Origin of the sequence: Neorhizobium galegae bv. orientalis str. HAMBI 540, assembly GCF_000731315.1 — a bacterium.
Lineage (GTDB): Bacteria > Pseudomonadota > Alphaproteobacteria > Rhizobiales > Rhizobiaceae > Neorhizobium > Neorhizobium galegae.
The window spans coordinates 1675571-1699291 of sequence record NZ_HG938353.1 but is presented as its reverse complement, the minus strand read 5'-3'; the positions used below and the strand labels follow the sequence as shown (position 1 = coordinate 1699291).

27 protein-coding genes are annotated in these 23721 nt (G+C 60.8%); 19 read left to right on the top strand and 8 right to left on the bottom strand.

The features are described from left to right. Positions 1-6 precede the first annotated feature (6 nt). Positions 7-420, top strand: coding sequence for an NUDIX domain-containing protein (locus RG540_RS08670; protein ID WP_038586746.1), 414 nt, complete (start codon positions 7-9; stop codon positions 418-420). A gap of 181 nt (positions 421-601) precedes the next feature. Here RG540_RS08670 and RG540_RS08665 read toward each other — a convergent pair whose 3' ends face one another. Genes RG540_RS08665 through RG540_RS08635 form a run of 7 tightly spaced genes read right to left on the bottom strand, consistent with a single transcriptional unit; the run spans position 602 to position 6339 of the window. Beyond that, positions 602-928: a TfoX/Sxy family protein gene (locus RG540_RS08665; protein WP_038586744.1), complete on the bottom strand. Its 327-nt coding sequence runs from the start codon at positions 926-928 to the stop codon at positions 602-604. Between the two features lie 4 nt (positions 929-932). After that, a complete protein-coding gene (locus RG540_RS08660) occupies positions 933-2567 on the bottom strand; it encodes an NTP transferase domain-containing protein (RefSeq protein WP_038586741.1) in 1635 nt (544 codons plus the stop codon). Positions 2568-2571: 4 nt separating this feature from the next. Then, positions 2572-3267 carry an XdhC family protein gene (locus tag RG540_RS08655; RefSeq protein ID WP_038586739.1) on the bottom strand — a complete coding sequence of 232 codons (696 nt, stop codon included), beginning with the start codon at positions 3265-3267 and terminating at the stop codon, positions 2572-2574. After that, positions 3267-3593: an XdhC family protein gene (locus tag RG540_RS08650; protein ID WP_038586736.1), complete on the bottom strand. Its 327-nt coding sequence runs from the start codon at positions 3591-3593 to the stop codon at positions 3267-3269. Before RG540_RS08650 ends, RG540_RS08655 begins: the two co-directional genes overlap by 1 nt. Beyond that, positions 3590-4852, bottom strand: a complete 1263-nt coding sequence (locus RG540_RS08645; protein ID WP_046601086.1) for a vWA domain-containing protein — start codon at positions 4850-4852, stop codon at positions 3590-3592. Before RG540_RS08645 ends, RG540_RS08650 begins: the two co-directional genes overlap by 4 nt. Before the next feature lie 32 nt (positions 4853-4884). Then, entirely contained in the window at positions 4885-5814 is a 930-nt protein-coding gene (locus tag RG540_RS08640) for an AAA family ATPase (protein WP_038586731.1), read from the bottom strand. A 24-nt stretch (positions 5815-5838) separates the two neighbouring features. Continuing rightward, positions 5839-6339, bottom strand: coding sequence for a flavin reductase (locus tag RG540_RS08635; RefSeq protein ID WP_038586728.1), 501 nt, complete (start codon positions 6337-6339; stop codon positions 5839-5841). 174 nt (positions 6340-6513) lie between these two features. Between RG540_RS08635 and RG540_RS08630 the strand changes: the two genes are divergently transcribed. From RG540_RS08630 to RG540_RS08605, 6 genes are all read left to right on the top strand, one after another. Beyond that, a complete protein-coding gene (locus RG540_RS08630) occupies positions 6514-7587 on the top strand; it encodes a branched-chain amino acid ABC transporter substrate-binding protein (RefSeq protein WP_038586725.1) in 1074 nt (357 codons plus the stop codon). Positions 7588-7647: 60 nt separating this feature from the next. After that, positions 7648-8337 (top strand): ribulose-phosphate 3-epimerase, encoded by a 690-nt coding sequence (gene rpe, locus RG540_RS08625; protein WP_038586722.1) that lies wholly within the window; start codon positions 7648-7650, stop codon positions 8335-8337. Next, a complete protein-coding gene (locus RG540_RS08620; RefSeq protein WP_051899713.1) occupies positions 8334-9071 on the top strand; it encodes a DUF2259 domain-containing protein in 738 nt (245 codons plus the stop codon). Before rpe ends, RG540_RS08620 begins: the two co-directional genes overlap by 4 nt. A gap of 86 nt (positions 9072-9157) precedes the next feature. Beyond that, positions 9158-10465: an adenylosuccinate lyase gene (gene purB, locus RG540_RS08615; RefSeq protein ID WP_038586718.1), complete on the top strand. Its 1308-nt coding sequence runs from the start codon at positions 9158-9160 to the stop codon at positions 10463-10465. Between the two features lie 31 nt (positions 10466-10496). Beyond that, positions 10497-11051, top strand: coding sequence for an RBBP9/YdeN family alpha/beta hydrolase (locus RG540_RS08610; RefSeq protein WP_038586716.1), 555 nt, complete (start codon positions 10497-10499; stop codon positions 11049-11051). Positions 11052-11175: 124 nt separating this feature from the next. Then, positions 11176-13767 carry a sensor domain-containing protein gene (locus RG540_RS08605; RefSeq protein WP_038586713.1) on the top strand — a complete coding sequence of 864 codons (2592 nt, stop codon included), beginning with the start codon at positions 11176-11178 and terminating at the stop codon, positions 13765-13767. Between the two features lie 75 nt (positions 13768-13842). Here RG540_RS08605 and RG540_RS08600 read toward each other — a convergent pair whose 3' ends face one another. Beyond that, positions 13843-14157, bottom strand: coding sequence for a DUF1476 domain-containing protein (locus tag RG540_RS08600; protein ID WP_038542878.1), 315 nt, complete (start codon positions 14155-14157; stop codon positions 13843-13845). Positions 14158-14879: 722 nt separating this feature from the next. On the opposite strand from RG540_RS08600, the gene purC reads away from it, so the two are divergent. The 12 genes from purC to RG540_RS08535 all read left to right on the top strand — a co-directional run bounded on the left by purC (position 14880) and on the right by RG540_RS08535 (position 23661). Continuing rightward, on the top strand, positions 14880-15644 hold the full coding sequence (gene purC, locus RG540_RS08590; RefSeq protein ID WP_038542873.1) for a phosphoribosylaminoimidazolesuccinocarboxamide synthase: 765 nt from the start codon (positions 14880-14882) through the stop codon (positions 15642-15644). 15 nt (positions 15645-15659) lie between these two features. After that, complete coding sequence (gene purS / locus RG540_RS08585; protein ID WP_038542871.1) at positions 15660-15902, top strand: phosphoribosylformylglycinamidine synthase subunit PurS; 243 nt, start codon at positions 15660-15662, stop codon at positions 15900-15902. 17 nt (positions 15903-15919) lie between these two features. Continuing rightward, positions 15920-16126 carry a hypothetical protein gene (locus RG540_RS08580; RefSeq protein WP_038586707.1) on the top strand — a complete coding sequence of 69 codons (207 nt, stop codon included), beginning with the start codon at positions 15920-15922 and terminating at the stop codon, positions 16124-16126. Then, the gene (locus tag RG540_RS08575; RefSeq protein ID WP_038586704.1) at positions 16119-16376 is read left to right on the top strand and encodes a hypothetical protein; all 258 of its coding nucleotides are present in this window, start codon (positions 16119-16121) and stop codon (positions 16374-16376) included. Before RG540_RS08580 ends, RG540_RS08575 begins: the two co-directional genes overlap by 8 nt. Next, positions 16373-17053 carry a phosphoribosylformylglycinamidine synthase subunit PurQ gene (gene purQ / locus RG540_RS08570; protein WP_038586701.1) on the top strand — a complete coding sequence of 227 codons (681 nt, stop codon included), beginning with the start codon at positions 16373-16375 and terminating at the stop codon, positions 17051-17053. The genes RG540_RS08575 and purQ overlap by 4 nt, the downstream gene beginning before the upstream one ends. A gap of 57 nt (positions 17054-17110) precedes the next feature. After that, positions 17111-17509 (top strand): lipoprotein, encoded by a 399-nt coding sequence (locus RG540_RS08565; RefSeq protein ID WP_038586697.1) that lies wholly within the window; start codon positions 17111-17113, stop codon positions 17507-17509. A 221-nt stretch (positions 17510-17730) separates the two neighbouring features. After that, positions 17731-18285 carry an acyloxyacyl hydrolase gene (locus tag RG540_RS08560; RefSeq protein WP_038542863.1) on the top strand — a complete coding sequence of 185 codons (555 nt, stop codon included), beginning with the start codon at positions 17731-17733 and terminating at the stop codon, positions 18283-18285. 160 nt (positions 18286-18445) lie between these two features. Next, complete coding sequence (purL, locus tag RG540_RS08555; protein ID WP_038586694.1) at positions 18446-20653, top strand: phosphoribosylformylglycinamidine synthase subunit PurL; 2208 nt, start codon at positions 18446-18448, stop codon at positions 20651-20653. Positions 20654-20936: 283 nt separating this feature from the next. Further along, positions 20937-21488, top strand: a complete 552-nt coding sequence (locus tag RG540_RS08550) for a hypothetical protein (protein WP_157884600.1) — start codon at positions 20937-20939, stop codon at positions 21486-21488. 107 nt (positions 21489-21595) lie between these two features. Beyond that, a complete protein-coding gene (locus RG540_RS08545; RefSeq protein ID WP_007770085.1) occupies positions 21596-21832 on the top strand; it encodes a BolA family protein in 237 nt (78 codons plus the stop codon). Between the two features lie 156 nt (positions 21833-21988). Next, positions 21989-22324 (top strand): Grx4 family monothiol glutaredoxin, encoded by a 336-nt coding sequence (gene grxD, locus RG540_RS08540; protein ID WP_038542857.1) that lies wholly within the window; start codon positions 21989-21991, stop codon positions 22322-22324. An 89-nt stretch (positions 22325-22413) separates the two neighbouring features. Continuing rightward, positions 22414-23661, top strand: coding sequence for a multidrug effflux MFS transporter (locus tag RG540_RS08535; RefSeq protein ID WP_038586688.1), 1248 nt, complete (start codon positions 22414-22416; stop codon positions 23659-23661). Positions 23662-23721: the final 60 nt, after the last annotated feature.

The following is a 23721-nucleotide window of genomic DNA, read 5'->3' as shown; positions in this document are numbered from 1 at the left end:
ACTTCCGTGCCCAGACCCGGCATTGATTTCCCGGGCGTCGGCGCCGGGCTTGTGATCCTGCGCGACGACGGCAAGGTTCTGCTTTGCCGTCGCCTGAAGGCGCCGGAAGCGGGCTTCTGGAACATTGTCGGCGGCAAGGTCGATCCGATGGAGCCTTCCTCGCAAGCCGCCCGCCGCGAGGCGGAAGAAGAGACCGGCCTGAAAATCGGCAGGGTTGAGCTTCTTTGTACGGCCGAAGAGATCATCGAGGCCGATGGGCAACACTGGGTCTCGCTGATCTACATAACCCGCGATTTTGCGGGTGAGCCTTCGCTCACGGAGCCAGATAAATTGTCGGACATCGGCTGGTTCGATCCTCATAACCCGCCTCAGCCGCTTTCGGCCTTTTCTGCCAGGGCCTTTTCATATCTCCCAAAATGAGTGCAAACGAAAACCGCTCCGGAGAACCGAAGCGGTCGACTTGATGAAATCATTTTGACAGAATTTCCGGATGCAAGCTTACCGAGAGATTCGGCGGCCGACGTCCCTCACTATGCGGTGGACGGTATGCGCTTCGCACCCTGTCGAGCAAGATGCGAAATCTAGCACTCAGGATCGAAGTTCAGGATTTGGCGTTGGCGCGCACCGCGGCCTCGAAAGCCAACCGCACCCATTTGCGCATCTCGTCGGGATCGTCGAAGGCTTCTTCCGGCACGGTCCAATAGGGCATCAGCACGGTTTTGCCCTTCTTTCCCTCATAAAACCATTGCCTGGCACCAGCGCCTTCGAACTCCGGTGAGCTCACCGCATCGGCCTTCAGCATGATCTCGCCGCGCAGGTCGATCGCGACGATCAATCCATCGTGATAGATGCCCTTGCCGCCGAACATGCGGCGGATCGAGACCGGGCCGAGCCCCTCAAACATTTCCTCGATGTCGGAATTGTCCATTCGCCTACCTTTTCAAAATCCCGCCGGCGGCCGTCACCGCCTCCGGCGTATCGACGTCCAGATGCGCGGCGGGACCTATATCCACGTCGATCACCGAAAGTCCGGAGTTTTCGATGATCCCCCGAGCTCCGACATCGCCTTCCAGCCTCAACACGGCATCGAAAGCGATCCGCGGCAGAATGATCGGGTTGCCGCGTTTTCCGTCCGAGACCGAACGGACCACGACCCCGCCGCCGGCCTGCCGGAAGGCGGCGATCAGCATGTTCAGATGCTCCGTCGTGACGCCCGGCATGTCGGCCAGCATGACCAGAATGCCGTCTTTCTGCGCCAGTTCCGAACTTGAGAAACCGGCAACCAGCGAGCTTGCCATGCCGGAGGCATAGTCCGGATTGAAGTGAGAACCGATGTCGAGGCCGGACAGCGCTATCTCGATCTCGTCGCGCCGATGACCGGTTACGGCGACGACGGGCGAGGCCTGCGACGACAGCAGCATGCCAGCGGTGCGGCGGACGAGTGGAATGCCCTCGAATTCGGCAAGCAGCTTGTGCGGCCCGTCCTTGCCCATGCGCCGCGCCTGGCCGGCAGCGAGCATCAAGGCACCGACCGACAGTGCCGCCGCCTTTTCCGGCGCCGCATCGCGCGGGCGGGGCCGGGTCGGAATTTCCATCAGCAGCCCCCCGACGCCCATGCCGGTGATATCGAAGGAAGTGGGCGTCTCACCGGCCATCAGCCGGTTCAGGACCCAGTCGAAACCGTTTTCCTTCGGCGAACGCGCACAACCCGGCGCACCCAGCACCGGGACATTGCCGATCCGCCCGAGAACCAAGAGATTGCCGGGGTCGACGGGCATGCCGACCTGATCGACCTCTCCGCCCGCGCGGCGGATGGCGGCGGGAATGACGTCGTCGCGATCGGCCACAGCCGAGGCTCCGAAGACGATAATCATAGCCGGCTCATTAGTTTCCCCCGGCCGAAGCTGCTGAAGAACCTCGGTAAGGCGTTCGGCGGAATGGGGAATGCGGATCTCTTTTATTAGCCGGCTACCAGATGGCGCAAGCCTCTGCTCCAGCAGCTTGGCGGTGCGATCCATGACCGATACTTTCAGCGAAGGAAGCTCGGTCGCGACCAGGGTCACCGCGCGGGGACTGAAGGCTTTCACCTCGAAGGCGACCGATTCTGCCAGCAGCGCCACGGCTTCAGCGACTTTCGCGCCGCCGACAGCGAGCGGGATGATCTTGACGGTCGCCGCCATGTCGCCGGCACGCACCGCTACATGGTCGGCAAGACAAGCAAGCGTGATTGCCGGATCGATGCGGTTCAGTGCGTCGATCACCCTCTTGTCGGCGACAAAAAGGCCATCCACCTTGGCATAGATGTTGACGCGACCCGTGGTCGCCTCTGAGAAACGGAGATTATCCGGCGCAATCGCATCTGCAATCGCCTGGGCCGCGTCGTCCTCCAGCATGTCGCCCGGATCGAGCTGCACCGCGACGACGGATCTGATGCCTTCTACCGAAAGCCGGGCGATGTCCTCCCGCGACAGCATGTGCCCTTTCGAGATGCGGCCGGCCGGCAGTCTGATACTGTGCGCAAGCACTACGCCTTCCGCCTCGTCGAGTTCGAACGTCCCGTATCTCATGGCGTCACCCAGCAGTGATGAGATCACGTCGGCGGAACGCCTGGACGATCTGGGCAAGCGTGGCGAGTGCGATCTCGGCTGGGCTCGCGGCCCCTATGTCGAGGCCGATCGGCGCGGCGATGCGGCTGATCTCGTTGTCGCTGCGGCCCATTTCCTTCAGCCGCTCCACCCGCTTCGCATGGGTTTTCCGGCTGCCGAGCGCGCCGACGTAAAAGCACCCAACCCGCAGCGCTTCGGAGAGCGGGAAATCATCGATCTTCGGATCATGGGTAACGGCCGCCAGTGCCGTATAGGCGTCGAGCGGGCGGTCCTTCAACACGTCTTCCGGCCAGTCGGCGATCAGATCGACCCCCTCGAAACGTTCCTCGGTCGCAAAAGCCGTCCGCGGATCGATGATCGTCAGGTCATATCCGGCGACCGGGGCCAGCCGGGCGAGCGCCTGGCTGATATGCACGGCGCCGATCACCACGATGCGCGGCGGCGGCAGGTGCACGTTGAGGAACAGCGACCGGCCTTCGACCTCGACCGTCCCCGCCTTGCCGCTGCGAAACACTTTTGCGGTTTCCTCCCCGAGCAAACCGAATACGGGTTCGCCCTCCAGGATGACCTGCACGTGGTCGCCGGCGAGGTCGGTTACAACCACGGCAGCCCTGCGCGAACGCCGGGCGGCGTTGAGCTTCGTCAGTGCTTCGAGCTGCATCAGCCGAGCCTTTCCACATAGACGCGGATCCGGCCGCCGCAGGACAGGCCGACCCGCCATGCGGTCTCGTCGGCAACGCCGAACTCCAGCATTTTCGGGGCGCCGCTCTCGATGACGTCAAGCGCCTCCGTGATAACAGCGCCTTCGACGCAGCCGCCGGAGACGGAGCCTTCGAAATTACCCTCGCCATCGATGACGAGATGGCTGCCTGTCGGGCGTGGCGCGGAGCCCCAGGTCTCGATCACCGTTGCGATCGCCACGTCACGGCCGGCCTGCTTCCAGCTCTCGGCGGCCAGCAGCGGGTCCAGAATTTCGGAAACAGTCATGCGACCCTCCTCATGTTCAAATAACGCCGCGGGTCCGCGGTCTTTGTATGGTCATCCGACAATGCAATCGCCAGATCGGCCAGCGATTGCAGATTGTGGACGGCACGAAACTCGTCCACATGCGGCAACATGGCGCGCACGCCACGCGCCCGTGCCTCGAAACCATCGAACCGCAACAGCGGGTTCAACCAGATCAGACGGCGGCAGGACCGGTGCAGCCTGTCCATTTCCTGCGCCAGCTCCTCGACACCCTCCCGCTCGAGGCCGTCGGTGATCAACAGCACGACAGCGCCCTGCCCCAGCACGCGGCGCGACCAGAGCCGGTTGAATTCGGCAAGCGTCGCACCGATCCGCGTGCCACCCGACCAGTCGCGCACCGCGTCCGTGCAGCCGGCCAGCGCTTCGTCCGGATCACGGCGGCGCATCTGGCGGGTGACGTTGGTCAGCCGAGTGCCGAACAGGAAGGTATGCACCCGGGTGCGCTTTTCCGTCAGCGCATGCAGAAAATGCAGAAAGATCCGGGTGTACTGGCTCATCGAGCCGGAAATATCGGCAAGCACCACGAGTGGTGGCGGCGCGGTCTTGCGCTCGCGAAACCGCGGCAGAATAAGATCGCCGCCGCTCTTCATCGCCTGGCGCATGGTGGCGCGCGGGTCGATCCTGGGCGGATGATTGAACGACCGGAATCGGCGTGTCGCCACCTTGTCCAGCGGCAGAGCGAGCTTGACCAGTTCACGCCGGGCTTCCGCCAGTTCGGCCGCGCTCATCTGGGCGAAATCCATGCGCTTGAGGATTTCGCCGGCAGAGGTCGTGAAGCGGGAGTCGACTTCGATCTCCGGCGGTTTCTTGCGGTTCGGGGTCTCCGGCTGGTCGGCGGTCAGCGCCTCGCTGACGCGTGTCGCACCGGCCTTCTGCTTTTCCCTTTCGCGATTATCGGCAGCCTTCGGCGACATCATCGCGATCATCTTGCCGACCAGATCGCGGGAGCGCCAGAACAGGCGAAACGCCTCGTCAAACACCGGCTGGTCCTCATGGCGCTTGACAAAAACGGCCGACAGCGCCGCATGGAACTCTTCGCGCGAACCGATGCCGATCGCGTCGACCGCGGCAATCGCGTCGGCGGCAGCGGCCGGCCCGGTCTTCAGCCCGGCGCGCCGCAGGACGCGGGAGAAATAGACGAGGTTGTCTGCAAGCCGCCCATCGCCGGGCCTCCCCGCGCCAAAGCCTCCAGCACCGGCCTGAACCGGGGGCGCGATCATTCCGTCTTCGCTGAAACCAGCCACCATGATCCCTACCCTGCTGCCAGAAATTCGGCCTTCACTTCGGAAAGCACCCGTTCGCCTTCTCCGCCTTTGATGCGGGCGATATCGTCCTGATATTTCAAGAGCGTGCCGAGCGTATCGGCGATCGTTTCCGGATCAAGCGCAATCCGGTCGAGCTCGGTCAGCGCCGTCGCCCAGTCGATGGTTTCGGCGACGCCGGGGTTCTTGAAGAGGTCCACCGTTCGCAGCTTCTGCACATAGGCGACCACCTGCCGCGACAGGGTTTCCGAGCATTGCGGCACCTTGCGGCGGATGATCTCCAGTTCCTGTGCCGCATCCGGATAATCGACCCAGTGATACAGGCAGCGCCGCTTCAGCGCGTCATGGATCTCGCGGGTGCGGTTGGTGGTGATGATGACGATCGGCGGTTCCTCGGCCTTGATCGTGCCCAGCTCGGGGATCGTCACCTGGAAGTCGGACAGCACTTCCAGGAGGAAGGCTTCGAAGGCTTCGTCGGTACGGTCGAGCTCGTCGATCAGGAAGACCGGCGCCGGACCACCCGGCTGGCCAAGCGCCTGCAGCACCGGCCGGCGGATCAGGTGGCGTTCGGAAAACAGATCCGCCTCGATGCGCGAGCGATCCTTGACGCCCGATGCCTCCGAAAGCCGGATATCCAGCATCTGGGCCGGATAGTTCCATTCGTAGACTGCCGAGGAGATATCGAGGCCTTCGTAACACTGCAGCCGGATCAGCGGCCGGTTCAAGGCCTTGGCCAGCGTCTTGGCGATCTCGGTCTTGCCGACCCCGGCTTCGCCTTCGAGGAAAAGCGGGCGTTTCATTTTCAGCGCCAGGAAAATCACCGTGCCGAGCGAGCGCCCGGCAAGATAGTCCTCGGCGCCTAAAAGCGCGATCGTTTCGTCAATCGAGGTCGGCAGAGCGCTTTTTGTTCCGTCAGGCATGACTACACCCTTTCAAACGGCGTTCTATAATGTGCGAAAGCCGCGATCCAGATAGATGAGCGAGGGGTTCGCCTCGCCGAAATGCATGGCCCTCACTTCGCCGAACATGACAAAATGGGTCGAAACCCGCTTGATGTCGGTCAACCGGCAATCGAAGCTGACGACGGCATCGGCAAGAACCGGGGCTCCGGTCATCAGTGTCTTCCAATCTCCGAGCGCGAATCGCTCGTCCGCCGGAACGCCGCTCAAGCCCGCAAATGCCGTCGCCAGCGACTGATGATGCGCCGCCAGCGAATTCAAAGCAAAGATGCCACTCTTCTCGAAGATGGCATTGCTGACGTTGCTGCCGTTCAGGCAGACGAGCACGGTCGGCGGATTGTCCGAGACCGAACACGCTGCCGTCACCGTCACGCCGCGCCGGACGCCTTCGAATTCCGTCGTCACAACCTGGACATGGCCAGCGTACCGCGCCATGCCGTTTCGGTAGTGGACGGGATCGAGGAGAGGCTGGTCCGTCAAAGGCATCTCTTGAAAGGCATCCAGGGACTGCCGTCAGTCCTGCATTACTCTTCGAGATATGGTGGCAAAAACTCTTGATGTCCACCGGACTTGCGGCTTTTTACTTGCAAAAGCCGATTCTCTTTGACGGCTGCGACCAGAAGGCTAAATGTCACTTCGAAGAAGAATCCCAGGGAAAACATGACAGCACGACGTTTCATCATCGCCGGACTGCTGGCTTCGTTTCTCGGATGCGGATCGGCATCGGCGGCAATGATCGGCGTCGTGGCGCCACGCTCCGGTCCATACGCACCGCTCGGCGCCCAGGTCTTCCAAGGCGCGCGCGCCGCAGCGGATGCGGCCGGCGATACCGTTGTCGAGATCGATGAAAGTTGCGATGAGAACGGTGGTGCTGCCGCTGCCAAAAACCTCACCGACGCAAAAGTGCCTGCCGCCATCGGCTTCCTCTGCGTCGAAACGCTTTCCACCGCATTGCCGCTGCTGAAGGCGGCCCAGATCCCGGCCATTACCATCTCTGTCCGCTCGAAGATCCTGATGGAAGACACGCTGCGCAATGGCTGGCCTTTCTTCCGCATGGCACCGGCCGAAGGCGACGAGGCGGAGAAACTGTCGGAAACCATTCTCAGCATCTGGAAGGCAGAGCCGATCGCGCTGGTCGAGGACGGCACGATCTACGGCCGCGAGCTTGCGAGCGCCATCCGCCAGCGTCTCGAACCGATGGGCATCACGCCGATCTTCACCGACACCTTCCGGCCTGGTCAGGAGCAGCAGGTGGCGCTGGTGCGTCGTCTCGCCAAGGCGGGCGCAAGCCATGTGTTCGTCGGCGGCGACCGCAACGACATGGCGATCATTGCTCGCGACGGCGCTTCGGAGAACATTCCGCTCACCCTGCTTGGCGGCGATAACTTGCGTGCAGCCAACCGTCCGGTGCCGCTGCGCGACGGCGTTTTAGCCGTTGCCCTTCCGGATTATGCCGCCCTGCCCTCCGCGGCGGCAGCCGTCGCAGCCCTGCGCGCAAAAAATATCGACGCGACCGGCTACATGTTGCCCGCTTATGCCGCGACCGAGCTGGTTCACCAGGCGGTGACTGCGGCGGCCGGCCAACCTTTGGCGCAGACGATCGGCAGCCGTTCCTTCAATACGGTGATCGGCCCGATTGCCTTCGATCGCGGTCATGAACTGAAGGATAATCCGTTCCGCCTGCTCGAATGGCGTGGATCGACGTTCACCCTGTCGCGTCCGGCGACCGAGTGACGTTGTTCCCGTGACGTCGCGATGTTAGAGGGACAGCCGACAACCGGAGATTTTCGACCCATGACCCTGGCCCCGCGCCTGCCGATCCGCATCGCCCCGTCCATTCTCGCTGCCGATTTTTCGAAGCTCGGCCAGGAAGTTTGCGATGCCGTCGAAGCGGGAGCCGAATGGGTCCATCTCGACGTGATGGACGGGCATTTCGTGCCGAACATCTCGTTCGGACCTGATGTGATCAAGTCGCTGAGGCCGTATACGACCGCCTTCTTCGACTGCCACCTGATGATCTCACCCGCCGATCCTTACCTCGAAGCCTTTGCCAAGGCCGGATGCGACGGCATCACTGTCCATGCTGAAGCCGGGCCGCACCTGCACCGCTCGCTTCAGACGATCCGCTCGCTCGGCAAGAAGGTCGGCGTCACGCTCAACCCGGCAACCCCGCTCTCGGCGATCGAGAACGTTCTCGACGACATCGACCTGATCCTGATCATGAGCGTCAATCCCGGCTTCGGGGGCCAAAAATTCATCCCAGCGATGGTCGACAAGATCCGCGCCGCCAGGACGATGGTCGGCGGCCGGCCGATCGAGCTAGAAGTCGACGGCGGCATTACCGCCGAGACGATCGGCGCGGCAACCGCTGCGGGCGCCAATGTCTTTGTTGCAGGATCTGCGGTTTACAAAGGCGATGGAATCGCGGCCTATCGTGAGAATATCGCGCGGCTGAAAGCTGCGGCGGAGGACGGACGCAGATGATGTCAGGCTTGCGATCTTCGGTTCCGGCATTTGCGGCGATAATGTTCGCCGGTTCCACATCGGCTGCCGATATCGCGAGCGTCCGCCCGATCGGCTTTTCTTCCGACGGCGCCGTTTTCGCCTTCGAGGAATACGGTATCCAGGACGGATCCGGTTTTCCCTATGCCAATATCTTCGCGCTCGACCTCAACAAGGATACCTACCTGCCGGGTACGCCGTTCCGGGTCCGGCTGGAAGAAGACGGGGCGACGATCGCCAAGGCCCGCTGGCAGGTCCACAATGACGCAGATGTGATGGTCGAAACTCACGAGCTTGCCAATCATCCGGGTGAACTCGTCGCCTTCAATCCGATCACCGAGATCGGCACCGACCCGCATCAGCTCCGCTATCGCAGCGTGCCGGCCCTGCCTCCTGTCGGAGAAGCCAATACGCTTGTTCTCGAGGAGGTCCCCCAGCCTCTCGATCCGCAATGCGAGGGCATAGTCGAAAAGACGGTCTCGCTGCGCCTGCGCTTCACCGAACGGAACGGAAAACCGGTCGATGACATGGTCCACGAAGACCAGCGCATTCCCGCCTCACGCGGCTGCGTCACCGGGTACCGGCTCGCCGGCGTCGTCACCGGCTCATCGCTCGAAGGTGCTCCGGTCGAAGTCGCGTTGGTCATGGTCCTCAGCGCCGGTTTCGAGGGTCAGAACGGACGCTGGATCGCCGTTCCGGTCAAGACGACGCCCTGATCTCGTTTGATCGTTCTCAAAAACTTGAGCTTCGCCGCGCTTCTTGCTACAGCGCAGCCGACACTCGTGAAGGAAACGACAAACCCATGATCTCCCGTTACTCGCGGCCCGATATGGTGGCCATCTGGTCGCCCGAAACCAAGTTCCGCATCTGGTTCGAGATCGAGGCGCATGCCTGCGATGCGCTTGCGGCGATCGGGGTGATCCCGAAATCGGCAGCGGAGACGATCTGGGAAAAGGGCGGCAGCGCCACATTCGATGTCGCGCGCATCGACGAGATCGAGGCCGTCACCAAGCATGACGTCATCGCCTTCCTGACCCATCTTGCCGAATTCGTCGGTCCGGACAGTCGCTTCATCCACCAGGGGATGACGTCTTCCGACGTGCTCGACACCTGCTTCAGCGTGCAGCTGGTGCGCGCCACGGACCTGCTGCTTGCCGATATCGACAAGTTGCTCGAAGCGCTGAAGCGTCGCGCCTTCGAGCACAAGGACACGGTCACGATCGGCCGCAGCCATGGCATCCACGCGGAGCCGACGACGTTCGGCGTCAAGCTCGCCCAAGCCTATGCGGAATTCGACCGCAACAAGACGCGCCTGCTCGAAGCCCGCGACGAGATCGCCACCTGCGCGATTTCCGGCGCCGTCGGCACGTTTGCCAATATCGATCCGCGCGTCGAGGAACATGTCGCTGCCGCCATGGGCCTAAAGCCGGAACCGGTCTCGACCCAAGTCATTCCGCGCGACCGTCACGCCATGTATTTCGCGATATTAGGCGTCATCGCCTCATCGATCGAACGGCTGTCGATCGAAGTCCGCCACCTGCAGCGCACCGAAGTGCTCGAAGCGGAAGAGTTTTTCTCGCCGGGCCAGAAAGGCTCGTCGGCGATGCCGCACAAGCGCAATCCGGTGCTGACCGAAAACCTGACGGGCCTTGCCCGCATGGTACGCTCCTATGCCTTGCCGGCGATGGAGAATGTGGCGCTCTGGCACGAGCGTGACATTTCGCACTCTTCGGTCGAGCGCATGATCGGCCCGGACGCGACGGTGACGCTCGATTTCGCCCTAGCGCGCATGACCAGCGTGATCGACAAGCTGCTCGTCTACCCTGAGAACATGATGAAGAATATGAACAAGTTCCGCGGGCTTGTTCACTCGCAGCGGGTGCTGCTTGCCCTTACGCAAGCCGGCGTCTCTCGCGAAGACGCCTATCGTCTCGTACAGCGCAACGCGATGCGGGTCTGGGAAGAAGGCAAGGATTTTCTCGAGGAGCTGCTGGCGGACCAGGAGGTCCGTGCCGCACTTTCCGAAGCGGACCTGCGCGAGAAATTCGACCTCGGCTATCACACCAAGCATGTCGACACGATCTTCCGCCGGGTTTTCGGCGAGGCTTGATCTTGACCCTCGGCGAACACAGATAGGCGCCATGAAGGCATCCGAAGCAGATATATTGATCGTCCCCGGCTACACCAATTCCGGGCCACATCACTGGCAGACCCGTTGGGAGCAGAAGCTGACGACGGCCCGCCGGGTCGAGCAGGACGAGTGGTCAAAGCCGGTGCGCGAGGACTGGATTGCACGGGTCGCCGAAGAGGTGAACTGCGCGACGCGGCCCGTCGTCATCATCGCCCATTCGCTCGGCATCCCGACCGTCATTCACGCCATTCCGCTGTTCACGAAACCGGTGGCCGGCGCCTTTTTCGTGGCCCCGCCGGAAGTGGACAATCCGTCCATCCGGCCCCGGCACCTGCAGACCTTCGGCCCTTATCCGCGCGATCCGCTCCCCTTCCCGTCGCTGACGATCGCGAGCCGCAACGATCCGTTCGGCTCCTACGAACACGCAGACGACATCGCGTCCGCCTGGGGTTCGATGCTCGTCGATGCCGGAGAAGCTGGCCATATCAACCAGGATTCCGGCCACGGCCCCTGGCCCGAAGGCACAATGGTTTTTGCCCAGTTCCTCAGCCGTCTGAAGCCATAGAAACATGGTGGAATGAGCAGCGCCCCATAATTTCAGGGTGTGTCAATTCGAACAGCATTTTTAAGCTGGACTTAATTGACACTTGCTAAAGTGCCTGTTCGTTTTGTAGCGCCAGGCTGTGCCGATGCCGTCAAATGTTCTCTCGCGCCTATTGGACTCCGGCCCAGGAGACGAGATCGGCGTTCTTGAGACGGTGTTCCAGGCGGCCCCGTTCCCGATTGCCATCGTCGACCACGCCGCTGCGCTGTTGTTTGCGAATGGCACGTTCAGACGCGAATGGATGGGTGACAGCCGTCAGCCGACGGCTTTGTCAGCCATCCTGCATCCGGGTGACCAGGACAGTTTCCATCAGACGATCCAAGGCCTGACTCTCGATTCTCCCGCGGAACGCCTGGAACTGCGCGTCATGGATCCGAACGGTTCGCAGCGGTGGGTGCTAGCCACCTTCGCACCACTCGGCAAAAACCTGAAAGGCCAGCTTCTTTCTGCGGTCCACCTGACCGACATCACCGATCAGAGACGGCAGGTCGAAGAGCTTATCGAACGTGAAAGCCGTTGGGACAACGCGCTCGTCAGCTCTGTCTCGGGGGTCTGGGATCACAATTATGCGACCGGCCAGAAATATTACTCGCCGGTGTGGCGGCAGATCCGCGGAATGTCGCCAGAGGATCCGCTGGCAGCCAGCACGAAGGAATGGCTGGAGCTCGTGCATCCGGACGACCACGACCATGTCATTCATGCCATCGAGCGGCAGAATGCCGGCGATCCGGCCTATGCCGTCTTCGACTATCGCGAACGCCACAAGCAAGGGCATTGGATCTGGATCGAATGCCGGGGTGCGTGCGTCGAATGGGACGCGAACGGCAAGGCGACCCGCGTCGTCGGCACGGACACGGATATCACCGCCCGCAAGGCCGCGGAGGAGACAACCGCACAGATGTCGCGACGGCTCGACATGGCCCTCGAAATATCCGGCATCGGCGTTTACGAATCCGATTTCTCCACCGGCGAGGTCGAGTGGGATGAGCGGATGTTCCGTATCTATGGGTTGGCAAAAAGCGAGGAAGTGAAGATCGGCGGGCTCTGGGAGAACTTCCTGCACCCGGACGACGCCGCACGCGTCCAGGCAAACGTGCTTGCCAATATCGAGGAGGGCAAACGCTTTTCGGACGAATACCGCGTGATACTGCGGGACGGGTCCGAACGCGTCGTGCGTACCCGCACCATGTCTTTCGTCGATGGAAACGGTCACCAGAAAATGGTCGGGGCCAACTGGGACGTGACGGCCGACGTGACGCTCCACCGCGAACTCGAACGGGCAAAGACCCTTGCCGAGGCACGCAATCGCGAACTCGAAGCCGCCCGCAGCAGCATCGAGCACAATGCGATGCATGACTACCTGACCGACCTTCCGAACCGCCGTTACCTCGACGAGATGCTGGACCGCGTGGCGGCTGAATGCGCCCGCGACAGACACGGCATCGCGATCCTCCATATCGATCTCGACCGCTTCAAGCAGATCAACGACACGCTCGGTCACAGCGCCGGCGACATGATGCTGAAGCATGCGGCGAAAGTCCTCAAAGGCACGATCCGCAAAGGCGATTTCGTCGCCCGTATCGGCGGCGACGAATTCGTCATCCTGTCGAAATTCGAAGGTTCGCCGCGCAAGCTCTCGCATCTGGCCGACCGGATCATCAAGGAATTGCGCAAGCCCGTGTCCTATGAGGGGCACGACTGCCGTTTCGGCGCCAGCATCGGCATCGCCTGTCATACGGGAGTGGAGGTCGATGCGCGCCAACTCCTCCTGAATGCCGACATCGCGCTCTACCGGGCCAAGAATCGCGGCCGCAACCGGCATGAATTCTTCTCGGCCGATACCCAGAACGAGATCATCAGCACGAAGCGGATTTCAGACGAGATTCTTCTTGCTCTCGAGCGTGACGAATTCATTCCGTATTATCAGCTGCAGTTCGATGCGGCGACGCTGGAGATTTCCGGCGTGGAAACGCTGGCGCGCTGGATGCACCCGGAGCGGGGCATGCTGTCTCCGGACAAATTCCTCGAAATGGCCGAGGAGCTCGACGTCGTCTCGGTCATTGACGGAACCATACTCGACAAGGCGCTTGCCGATTTCCGCGATTGGCGCAGCAATGGCCTCTCGATCCCAAAACTCTCGGTCAACGTTTCATACCGGCGTCTGCACGACGCCTCGCTGTCACGAAAGCTCAAGAAGCTGAAGATCGAGCCGGGTACCGTATCCTTCGAGCTCCTGGAATCGATCTTCCTCGACGATTGCGACGACGATATCCTAAAGAACCTCGCCCGGATCAAGAAGCTCGGTATCGATATCGAGATTGACGACTTCGGCACCGGCCACGCGTCGATCATCAGCCTCCTCCGGCTCAATCCGCGTGCGCTGAAGATCGACCGCGAGCTCGTTCGTCTCGTCTCGCAGTCGCAAAAGCAACGCAAGATGGTCGGATCGATCATCGAGATCGGCAAATCGCTGAATATCGAGGTTGTCGCGGAAGGCGTCGAGACCACGGAACAGATTCGTATCCTGCGCGATCTCGGCTGCGACGTCCTGCAGGGTTATGCGCTCGCAAGGCCAATGCCGCGCAGCAGCATTCCGGATTTCATACTTTCGGGCCGTTGGCGCACGGGCGAAAGCACACAGCCCGACGGCCGCAAGCGACACGCCACGGACAACTGAGCCTGTTTTATCCGCAGAAAGAGAAAGCCGCGTCCGACCGGACGCAGCTTCTATATCAGTCTGGTGAAATGCAGCTTACTGGTTCTCGATCTGATCGACCGCCTGAGCCAGAAGCTCCAGCATCTTGGAGCGGATATCCTGGTCCGAGATGGAAACGCCAGCGGCATCGAGATCGCTACGCAGCTTGCGGAAGACATCCTCGTCACCCGCTTCCTCGAAGTCGGCAACGACGACTTCCTTTGCGTAAGCTTCGGCATCCGTCTTGCCGAGCAGGCCGGCCGCCCAGAGACCTGCGAGCTTGTTGCGACGGGCAAGCGCCTTGAACTTCAATTCAAGATCCAGGGCAAACTTGTTTTCAAAGGCTTTTTCGCGATCGCTGAGGCCACTCATCTCGGGTCTCCCAAAGTGAACTTTTATGGAACCCCCTTAATCAAAAGACGAGCGAAGCGCAATCGGCGGTCTGCTGATTCCGACACTGGCGGACGCGGAATCCCGATACGGAATTGACGAATGGCAATTCCGTCACAACAAAGCTCCGGCTTCGCGTAAAGAGCAGCTACCGCATCCAGCGTCAGGTGCCCTCGCTTCCTTGGCCGCCCCGCTCGGCAGGTTGTGCATCCAGGTCCATAGCTCGTCACCGGAAACGACGACACCGGAGGCGTCGAAATCATGACGCAATTGGATGGCTATGTTCCTGGAGAGCTTTGCCGTCGAGGCGGAAAAACCTGATCCGAACCCGGCCGCCTGTGTCGGCAATGCAAGCCGAGGCCCCTTAGGACCCCGGCAACGAGATTCCGCGCGAAACTGCGAGCTGCGGTCATAGGCAAATTTGCCCCAAACGCCCTTGGCGCCATCACGACGAAGATGCACATCATGATCCCCTGTTTTCCCTGTTTATTGCTGCTCGTGGGATCCGGACATCCTAATTGCTAGAGCAAAACCTTTGAAAACCTGTGTAGTCTGAAGGTCAACGATTCTTGGTTACGCTTCGCCAACCCCTCGCCGACAAAGGTTTTGGAGGCCCGCATTGTGAAACCTGTTCTTTTCCGATAAGGGACCGCTCAAACATCATCCATTGCGTCCGGCAGGGCGCCAACAACGAGATAAAAATCATGAACCGTCGCCGCCGTATCTACGAAGGCAAGGCCAAGATCCTTTATGAAGGCCCTGAGCCAGGCACGCTGATCCAGTTCTTCAAGGACGATGCCACAGCCTTCAACAAAAAGAAGCACGGCGTCATCGACGGCAAGGGCGTCCTCAACAACCGCATCTCGGAATATCTCTTCACCCATCTGAACAAGATCGGCATCCCGACGCATTTCATCCGCCGGCTGAACATGCGCGAACAGCTGATCAAGGAAGTGGAGATGATTCCGCTCGAGATCGTGGTGCGCAACGTCGCCGCCGGCTCGCTCTCGACCCGCCTCGGTATCGAGGAAGGCATGGTCCTGCCGCGTTCGATCATAGAGTTCTACTACAAGTCCGATGCGCTCGCCGATCCGATGGTTTCCGAAGAGCACATCACCGCTTTCGGCTGGGCGAACCCTGCCGAGCTCGACGACATCATGGCGCTTGCCATCCGCGTCAACGACTTCCTCTCAGGTCTCTTCCTCGGCGTCGGCATCCAGCTCGTCGATTTCAAGATCGAATGCGGCCGCCTGTTCGAAGGCGACATGATGCGCATCATTCTCGCCGATGAGATTTCGCCGGACAGCTGCCGTCTTTGGGACATCGAGACCAAGGAAAAGATGGACAAGGACCGTTTCCGGCAGGACCTGGGCGGCCTGGTGGAAGCCTATTCGGAAGTGGCGCGCCGTCTCGGCATCATCAATGAAAACGAACCCGTCCGCGGCACCGGACCGGTTCTCGTCAAGTAATTCGGGGGTAGATCAGTGATCAAGGCACGCGTGACGGTCACGCTCAAAAACGGCGTTCTCGACCCGCAGGGCAAGGCTATCGAAGGCGCGCTCGGCAGTCTCGGCTTTTCCGGCGTCGGCCATGTCCGCCAGGGCAAGGTCTTCGATCTCGAACTCGAGGGCGCCGACAAGGCGAAGGCCGAGGCGGACCTGAAAGCCATGTGCGACAAGCTGCTGGCAAACACTGTGATTGAGAACTATACTATCGCTCTCGACTGAAGGTTGCGGAGCGTGTGATGGCTGAAGTCACGAACGAAATGCTCTACGAGGAGATGCTGGAGCTCGACGAGCGTAGCAAGCAGACGCTTGAGTCGCTTGAGGAGCTTGTCAGTTTCATGAAGGAGACGAACCGCGAGCTTGCCGAGGGGCAAGCGCGGACCGAAGCCTTGAAGAAGAAGCTTTTCGGCGACCGTTTCGATCGATACGGGGCATATTGTGGCTGACGTTTCCCAGGAACTCATCAATGAGCTTCTGCAACGACTCCATCAGCGAGCTGACAAGTCGGATACCGCCATTCGCGATCTTCGGAATGAGATGAATTCGATGCGCTTGGTCGTTCACGCGCATCAGAGCGATATCAACAACCTCTATACCATGTTGCATCAGCTGGATGCCAGGTTGGAGAGAATCGAAAACCGCCTCGAACTGCGCGAGCTAGCCGAGGCCCAGGCAAGGTTTGAACCGCACCCATGAAATCCGCCGTCGTTCAGCTTCCCGGTCTCAATCGCGATCGCGACATGATCGCCGCCCTCACTAAGATCTCCGGCAAGGCGCCGATCACCGTCTGGCAGACCGAGACCGACATTCCGGATGATGTCGATCTCATCGTCATCCCCGGCGGCTTTTCCTACGGCGATTATCTGCGTTGCGGCGCGATCGCGGCCCGCATGCCGGTGATGCAGGCGATCAAGGACAAGGCGGACAAGGGTGTCAAGGTACTCGGCGTCTGCAACGGGTTCCAGATCCTCGTTGAAGCCGGCATGCTGCCCGGCGCGCTGATGCGCAATTCCTCGCTGAAATTCGTCTGCAAGGAAGTGAAGCTCGAAGTGGTCAATGCCGACACGGATTTCACCCGGGCCTATGAAAAGGGCCAGGTGCTCCGTTGCCCGGTCGCCCATCACGACGGCAACTATTTCGTCGATGCGGAGACGTTATCGGGCATGGAAGATCGTGGCGAAATCGTCTTCCGTTATGCCGAAGGCACCAACCCGAACGGCTCGCTGAACGATATCGCCGGCGTCATGAACAGCCGCGGCAACGTGCTCGGCATGATGCCCCACCCGGAAAACCTGATCGAAGCCGCCCATGGCGGCAATGACGGGCGCGGAATTTTCGCCTCGGCGCTCGATGTCATCGCCGCGACCGCCTGAACCTTCATCTTATCCGGATCGATCCTAGAACGACCGAAACCACGTCAGGACGTTTTGATGCCGTTCTCCCATCGCCTGCCCGCCATGTCGTCTCTCGTGATCCTTGGCATGGCGCTGTCCGCCTGTCAGTCGGGGCGCCCTGCGGCGGTGACGACCGACCGCGCCGCACTTCCGACCATGGAACGCGTGGCGCTGGCCGCCAATAGCTGCTGGTTCAAGTCGGGCGATGCGGCGTTCAAGCCCTATCGCCTGGCACCGGAACTCAACTCCTTCTCCGGCCGGCCGCGCATTCTCGCCGTGCCGCGCAACAGCCCTGAGTCGCGTCCGATGCTGGTCGTCCAGGCGGAAGGCAGCCCCGCCCGCCTCGACGCTTTCGGCCCGATGATGAGCGGCCCCGATGGGGAGAGGATCAAGCGCGACGTCCTGCGCTGGGCCGGCGGCGCGACGGGCTGCTGATATTAACCATCTGTATTTACGCATTAATATGTAATCTGTTGCACGCCTGCACCGGCTTGTCCAAATCGTCACATTTTTTGGCCACAAGTGATAACACAGTGTGAACGGTGCTGGACGGCGTCAAAGTGCCATTGTACCACTTCGATCTGGAAGAGTGGGCGAGCGCACCGAGTGCGGATCGCACCGGCCGCCGGCATGGCGGCGCTTATGAGGGCGGTGTAATGAACAAGGCATTTTTCGCATCTGCAATCGGAGCCATCATTCTGGCTTCGGGCATATCGTCCTCGGCATTTGCTCAGGAACGTCTGTTCGATGAAGTGCGAATCGGCGTCTCCGGTTCGATTCAGAGCGCGAGCACTTTCGAGAAGGGTGCCTTCCCGTCCGCTACCGTCTTCTTCGACCCCTTCGACCAGCGTCATGCCGAGAGCTTCATGGACCACATGCTGCGTCCGCGCGTCCACGTCGGCGCGATCGTGTCGACGGCAGGCGAAGCAAGCCAGGTATTCGCCGGCTTCACCTGGACTGCACCGATCACCGACCGCATCTTCGTCGATCTCGGCTTCGGCGGCGCCTTCAACAACGGCAATCTCGACAAGCCGAATGACGGTCCGAAGGTCGGTTGCCATGCGCTCTTCCACGAGTCGCTCGGCCTTGGTTACAACATCACCAACAACTGGCGTGTATTGGCGACCGTCGAGCACTCCTCGAATGCCAACCTCTGCGACTACAATGCCGGCCTCTCCTATGCAGGCATCGCAGTCGGCTACAAGTTCTGATCCAGATCGCCTATTTTCCAACTGAGGCGCCGGTTTTCCGGCGCTTTTTGTTTTCAGGCTCCTACACAGTAACGCTGCACAGCCGTATTTTCCTGTCGCGCCGCTTTGCGACTTAGGCTAAAGAGCGCCAAGAGCTTGGCCCTTCAATCCAGAGAAGATCATGACCATTCCGAACAGCATCGCGATCACTCCCGAACTCGTCGCCTCGCATGGCCTGAAGCCCGACGAATATCAGCGGATTCTCGATCTGATCGGACGCGAACCGACTTTCACGGAACTCGGCATCTTCTCGGCCATGTGGAACGAGCACTGCTCCTATAAATCCTCCAAGAAATGGCTGCGCACGCTGCCGACCAAGGGATCGCGGGTCATCCAGGGTCCCGGCGAAAACGCCGGTGTGGTCGATATCGACGATGGCGATTGCGTGGTCTTCAAGATGGAGAGCCACAACCACCCGTCCTATATCGAGCCTTATCAGGGCGCGGCAACGGGCGTTGGCGGCATCCTGCGCGACGTCTTCACCATGGGCGCCCGGCCGATCGCGGCACTGAACGCGCTGCGCTTCGGGGCACCCGATCATCCGAAAACCAAACATCTCGTGTCCGGCGTCGTTGCCGGCGTTGGCGGTTACGGCAATTCCTTCGGTGTGCCGACGGTCGGCGGCGAGGTTGAGTTCGACCCGCGCTACAACGGCAATATCCTGGTCAATGCGTTTGCGGCCGGGCTTGCCAAATCCAATGCCATCTTCCTGTCGGAGGCCAAGGGCGTCGGTCTGCCGGTCGTTTATCTCGGCGCCAAGACCGGCCGCGACGGTGTGGGCGGAGCCACGATGGCATCGGCCGAATTCGACGAATCCATCGAGGAGAAACGCCCGACCGTCCAGGTCGGCGATCCCTTCACGGAAAAATGCCTGCTGGAAGCCTGCCTTGAACTGATGGCGACCGGCGCGGTCATCGCGATCCAGGACATGGGTGCCGCCGGCCTCACCTGCTCGGCGGTCGAAATGGGCGCCAAGGGCGATCTCGGCATCGAACTCGATCTCGACAAGGTGCCGGTGCGCGAAGACCGGATGACGGCCTATGAGATGATGCTGTCGGAAAGCCAGGAGCGCATGCTCATGGTGCTGCAGCCGGAAAAGGAAGACCAGGCCAAAGCGATCTTCGTCAAATGGGGTCTGGATTTTGCGATCGTCGGCAAGACCACCGACGACCTGCGCTTTCGTGTCCTGCATCAGGGCGAGGAAGTCGCCAACCTGCCGATCAAGGATCTTGGCGACCAGGCTCCGGAATACGATCGGCCGTGGGTCCAGTCGAATGTTCGTGCACCCCTGCCCGCCTCGCAGGTCGCAGCACCTGCGGATTATAACCAGACGCTGCTGAAACTCGTCGGCTCGGCCAATCAGTCCAGCCGCCGCTGGGTCTGGGAACAGTATGACACGCTGATCCAGGGCAACTCGCTGCAGCGCCCGGGCGGCGATGCCGGCGTCGTGCGCGTCGAGAACCACCCGACCAAAGCGCTCGCCTTTTCCTCCGACGTTACGCCGCGTTATGTCGAGGCCGATCCGTTCGAGGGCGGCAAGCAGGCGGTCGCCGAATGCTGGCGCAATATCGTCGCCACCGGCGCCGAGCCGCTCGCCGCCACCGATAACCTCAATTTCGGCAATCCGGAAAAACCTGAAATCATGGGCCAGCTCGTCGGCGCCATCAAGGGCATCGGCGAGGCCTGCAGGGCGCTGGATTTCCCGATCGTTTCCGGCAACGTCTCGCTCTACAACGAGACCAACGGCGTCGCGATCCTGCCGACCCCGACGATTGCCGGCGTCGGCCTGCTGCCCGACTGGCAGAAGATGGCGAAAATCGGTTCTGCCAATGACGGCGACAAGCTGATCATGATCGGAACCGACGGCACCCATCTCGGTTCGTCGATCTATCTACGCGACATCCTCGACACCAACGACGGTCCGCCGCCGGAAGTCGATCTGAAGGCCGAGCGCCGCAACGGCGATTTCGTCCGTTCGCTCATCCGCAACGGCCAGGTGACGGCCTGCCACGACATTTCCTCGGGCGGCCTGGTGATCGCGCTTGCCGAAATGGCGATGGCATCGGCCAAGGGTATGAAGGTCGGCATCAGGGAACAGCGCGGCCCGGCCCATGCGCTGCTATTCGGCGAAGACCAGGCCCGCTACGTGATCGCAGTGCCTGCAGATCTTGCCAATTTCGTGCAGGCCAGCGCCGAGAGCGCCGGCGTACCGTTCCGCACGCTCGGTACCGTCGGGGGTGCCAGCCTAATCGTCGACGACCTTATCGACATTGCTGTTCCGCAGCTTACAGATGCCCACGAAAGCTGGTTCCCAGCCTTCATGGCCTGACCCCGTCCAGCCCATTCCGATACCCAAGCCGCGATTTCTCGATCGCGGTTTGTTTGCACAGGTGAACAAATTTGAAGCGCGGGGGATTGATGGACTCGGGCTGTCCCGGTAAGCGTTGCGGCTTTCTGAATTAGGAAAGTAAGCGCAGCAAATGCTTATGCCGATTTTGACCTGGTTGAGGTCATCGGGCCCGACCTGGCACTACAAGCGCATCTGGCTCGATGCACTGATCATCACCCTTTGCCTGAACGTTCTGGCCTGGATGATTTTCTCGAAGATGGGAATGACCACCCACGACATCTTCGATGAAGACGGCCCCATCGAAGACATTCAGTCCGCTTCGCTTGCCATCACCGCCCTTTTTGCCGTCATGGCGGCCTTGGGGACGCGGATATTGGCCCGCTTCGTCGCAATCACGACGGCCTGCATTTCCATCGTGTTCTTCATGCGCGAGATGCCAATATGTCGTGGAAGTATGACAATTTATTGTGTGTCGAAGACCTGGCTGCCGATTATTATCGGCGCGGCCGCTCTCATCCTGCTGATTGCGACGATCGTGTTCGAATATCGCCATAGAGGAGGCATTCTCCGGGCCATTCATCCACGCCTTTCCTGGCCGCTGGCCCTGATTGCCGCCGTTCTCGGCATCAGCCAGCTGGCCGAACATTTCGATATCGTCGTGATGGAGGAAAGCTTCGAGTCCTACGGCTTCATGATCCTGACCCTGAGTTCCATCTGGCTTTTTCGCTTCTCCCGGACCCAGCATCTTCCGCCGCTTAGAGCCCGAGCCAAAGCCAGCCTCTACAAGGTGAAACACGTATTCCTGCACCATTGAGGCGGAGCCCTTCGATCCAGCTTTGACCGCAGAGCAGCTTTGAGGCAGTGTATCCTGACAAAAGGTTCTGCGGTTTTGAGTCCCGCGGAGAGAAAAGGGATGACATCATGGCTATGAGACCCGGTGAAATCGAAGACCTGATCAAGGCCGGCATTCCCGGTGCCAAGGTCACCATCCGGGATCTTGCCGGCGACGGCGACCACTATGCCGCGGAAGTGGTGGCGGAAGCCTTCCGGGGAAAGAGCCGGGTGCAGCAGCACCAGATGGTCTACGAGGCTCTAAAGGGCAATATGGGCGGCGTGCTGCATGCGCTGGCGTTGCAGACCTCCGCTCCGGCGGAGTGAGGGACGTTAGCCGGGCCGAGGTTCAAAACCGGGGCTACGCGAAACAATAAGCGCATTCCGCCGGACTATTCCGCTGGAATTCCCGATGCTGGATTGCTATTTAAGGCAGATCACGCAGCGCAGCGGCCCTTGAAACCGCATGTGAAAGGATAGGACATGAGCGGAATTACCGATTTTATCGCCAACGAAGTGAAGACCAACGACGTCGTTCTCTTCATGAAGGGCACCCCGCAGTTCCCGCAATGTGGTTTCTCCGGCCAGGTCGTGCAGATCCTCGACTATCTCGGCCTGGATTATAAGGGCGTCAACGTGCTCGCCGATGCGGAGATCCGCCAGGGCATCAAGGACTATTCCAACTGGCCGACCATTCCGCAACTTTACGTCAAGGGCGAGTTCGTCGGCGGTTGCGATATCGTCCGCGAGATGTTCCAATCCGGCGAATTGCAGACTCATCTGCAGGAACAGGGCATCGGAGTCCGCGGCGCCGCCTGAGATTTTCCGGGCTGCTGTCCGGGATATTTAAAAGACATTTTCAAGGCGCCGCTCCCAACGGCGCCTTTCACGTTGTTTAGGAAACTGCTGTGACAAATCCTTCACAAACTGCCCCGGCCCGCCTGCGCGGCATGGGTCGGGTCGAATTCATCGCGATGATGGCGATGCTGATGGCCATTAATTCGCTTGCCATCGACATCATGCTTCCCGGATTGCAGGAGATCGGCGCATCGCTTGGCGTCGTCAACGAAAACCACCGCCAGTATGTCGTTTCGGCCTATCTCTTCGGCCTCGGCGCCGCACAGATCATCTATGGATCGATCTCCGACCGTTTCGGTCGCAGAAATCCGATGCTCTTCGGCCTCGGCCTCTATTTCGTCTGCGCTGTCGGCGCCGTCATCGCGCCATCATTCGGGGCGCTGCTGGCCCTTCGCTTCATCCAGGGTGCCGGAGCGGCCGCAACACGAGTGATTTCCATTTCGATCGTGCGTGACGTATACGGTGGTCGCGCCATGGCGGAAGTCATGTCGCTGATCATGATGGTCTTCATGGTCGTGCCGGTCATCGCGCCGGCCACGGGCCAGGTGATCATGCTGTTCGGCAACTGGCACCTGATTTTCGTGTTCATGGCAGTCGCCTCGCTTTGCATCGGCTTCTGGATGTATTCGCGCCTGCCGGAAACGCTCGATCCGGCCGATGTGCGTCCCTTCACCATTTCGTCGATCCTGCACGCCTTCCAGATCGTTCTGACCAATCGCCTTGCCCTCTGCTACACGATTGCCAGCACATTCATTTTCGGCGCCATGTTCGGCTTCATCAACTCGGCCCAACAGATTTATGTCGGTATCTACGACGTCGGCGTCTGGTTTCCGCTGGTCTTCGCCTGCGTGGCGGTGTTCATGTCTGCCGCATCCTTTCTGAACGCCCGATTTGTCGGGCGTTTCGGCATGCGGCGCCTTTCGCACGGCTCGCTGCTTGGCTTCATCGGCATTACATTCGTCTGGATGCTCGTGCAGATTTTCGGGCCTCAACCCATGCCGCTCGTGATCTTCATCGCGTTTTTCGGGCTCTCGATGTTCCAGTTCGGCTGGATCGGCTCGAACTTCAATTCGCTCGCCATGGAGCCACTCGGCCATGTCGCCGGAACGGCGTCCGCCGTGCTCGGCTTCATGAGCACGGTCGGCGGGGCACTGATCGGCGTCGCGATCGGCCAGTCCTTCAACGGTACGGCACTGCCGCTGGTCGCAGGCTTCTTCACCGTCTCAATCATCGGGTTGATCTTCGTGCTGATCGGCGAGAAGGGAAAACTCTTCCAGCCGCAAAATCCGAAGATCTGAGAAGCATTTCCCAACGAAAAAGGCCGGAGCGATCCGGCCTTTTTCGTTGACGCCGCTATT

Bases quoted from the DNA above. Each gene is read 5' to 3' on its own strand.
- RG540_RS08655 (WP_038586739.1), bottom strand. From the start codon at position 3,267: ATGCAGCTCGAAGCACTGACGAAGCTCAACGCCGCCCGGCGTTCGCGC.
- RG540_RS08545 (WP_007770085.1), top strand. From the start codon at position 21,596: ATGGCTATGAGACCCGGTGAAATCGAAGACCTGATCAAGGCCGGCATT.
- RG540_RS08610 (WP_038586716.1), top strand. From the start codon at position 10,497: ATGAAGGCATCCGAAGCAGATATATTGATCGTCCCCGGCTACACCAAT.
- RG540_RS08620 (WP_051899713.1), top strand. From the start codon at position 8,334: ATGATGTCAGGCTTGCGATCTTCGGTTCCGGCATTTGCGGCGATAATG.
- RG540_RS08565 (WP_038586697.1), top strand. From the start codon at position 17,111: ATGCCGTTCTCCCATCGCCTGCCCGCCATGTCGTCTCTCGTGATCCTT.
- purQ (WP_038586701.1), top strand. From the start codon at position 16,373: ATGAAATCCGCCGTCGTTCAGCTTCCCGGTCTCAATCGCGATCGCGAC.
- RG540_RS08645 (WP_046601086.1), bottom strand. From the start codon at position 4,852: ATGATCGCGCCCCCGGTTCAGGCCGGTGCTGGAGGCTTTGGCGCGGGG.
- rpe (WP_038586722.1), top strand. From the start codon at position 7,648: ATGACCCTGGCCCCGCGCCTGCCGATCCGCATCGCCCCGTCCATTCTC.
- RG540_RS08635 (WP_038586728.1), bottom strand. From the start codon at position 6,339: ATGCCTTTGACGGACCAGCCTCTCCTCGATCCCGTCCACTACCGAAAC.
- RG540_RS08550 (WP_157884600.1), top strand. From the start codon at position 20,937: ATGACCACCCACGACATCTTCGATGAAGACGGCCCCATCGAAGACATT.
- purL (WP_038586694.1), top strand. From the start codon at position 18,446: ATGACCATTCCGAACAGCATCGCGATCACTCCCGAACTCGTCGCCTCG.
- RG540_RS08640 (WP_038586731.1), bottom strand. From the start codon at position 5,814: ATGCCTGACGGAACAAAAAGCGCTCTGCCGACCTCGATTGACGAAACG.
- RG540_RS08660 (WP_038586741.1), bottom strand. From the start codon at position 2,567: ATGAGATACGGGACGTTCGAACTCGACGAGGCGGAAGGCGTAGTGCTT.
- purB (WP_038586718.1), top strand. From the start codon at position 9,158: ATGATCTCCCGTTACTCGCGGCCCGATATGGTGGCCATCTGGTCGCCC.
- RG540_RS08580 (WP_038586707.1), top strand. From the start codon at position 15,920: ATGGCTGAAGTCACGAACGAAATGCTCTACGAGGAGATGCTGGAGCTC.
- RG540_RS08630 (WP_038586725.1), top strand. From the start codon at position 6,514: ATGACAGCACGACGTTTCATCATCGCCGGACTGCTGGCTTCGTTTCTC.
- RG540_RS08600 (WP_038542878.1), bottom strand. From the start codon at position 14,157: ATGAGTGGCCTCAGCGATCGCGAAAAAGCCTTTGAAAACAAGTTTGCC.
- purC (WP_038542873.1), top strand. From the start codon at position 14,880: ATGAACCGTCGCCGCCGTATCTACGAAGGCAAGGCCAAGATCCTTTAT.
- RG540_RS08560 (WP_038542863.1), top strand. From the start codon at position 17,731: ATGAACAAGGCATTTTTCGCATCTGCAATCGGAGCCATCATTCTGGCT.
- grxD (WP_038542857.1), top strand. From the start codon at position 21,989: ATGAGCGGAATTACCGATTTTATCGCCAACGAAGTGAAGACCAACGAC.
- RG540_RS08605 (WP_038586713.1), top strand. From the start codon at position 11,176: ATGCCGTCAAATGTTCTCTCGCGCCTATTGGACTCCGGCCCAGGAGAC.
- RG540_RS08650 (WP_038586736.1), bottom strand. From the start codon at position 3,593: ATGACTGTTTCCGAAATTCTGGACCCGCTGCTGGCCGCCGAGAGCTGG.
- RG540_RS08665 (WP_038586744.1), bottom strand. From the start codon at position 928: ATGGACAATTCCGACATCGAGGAAATGTTTGAGGGGCTCGGCCCGGTC.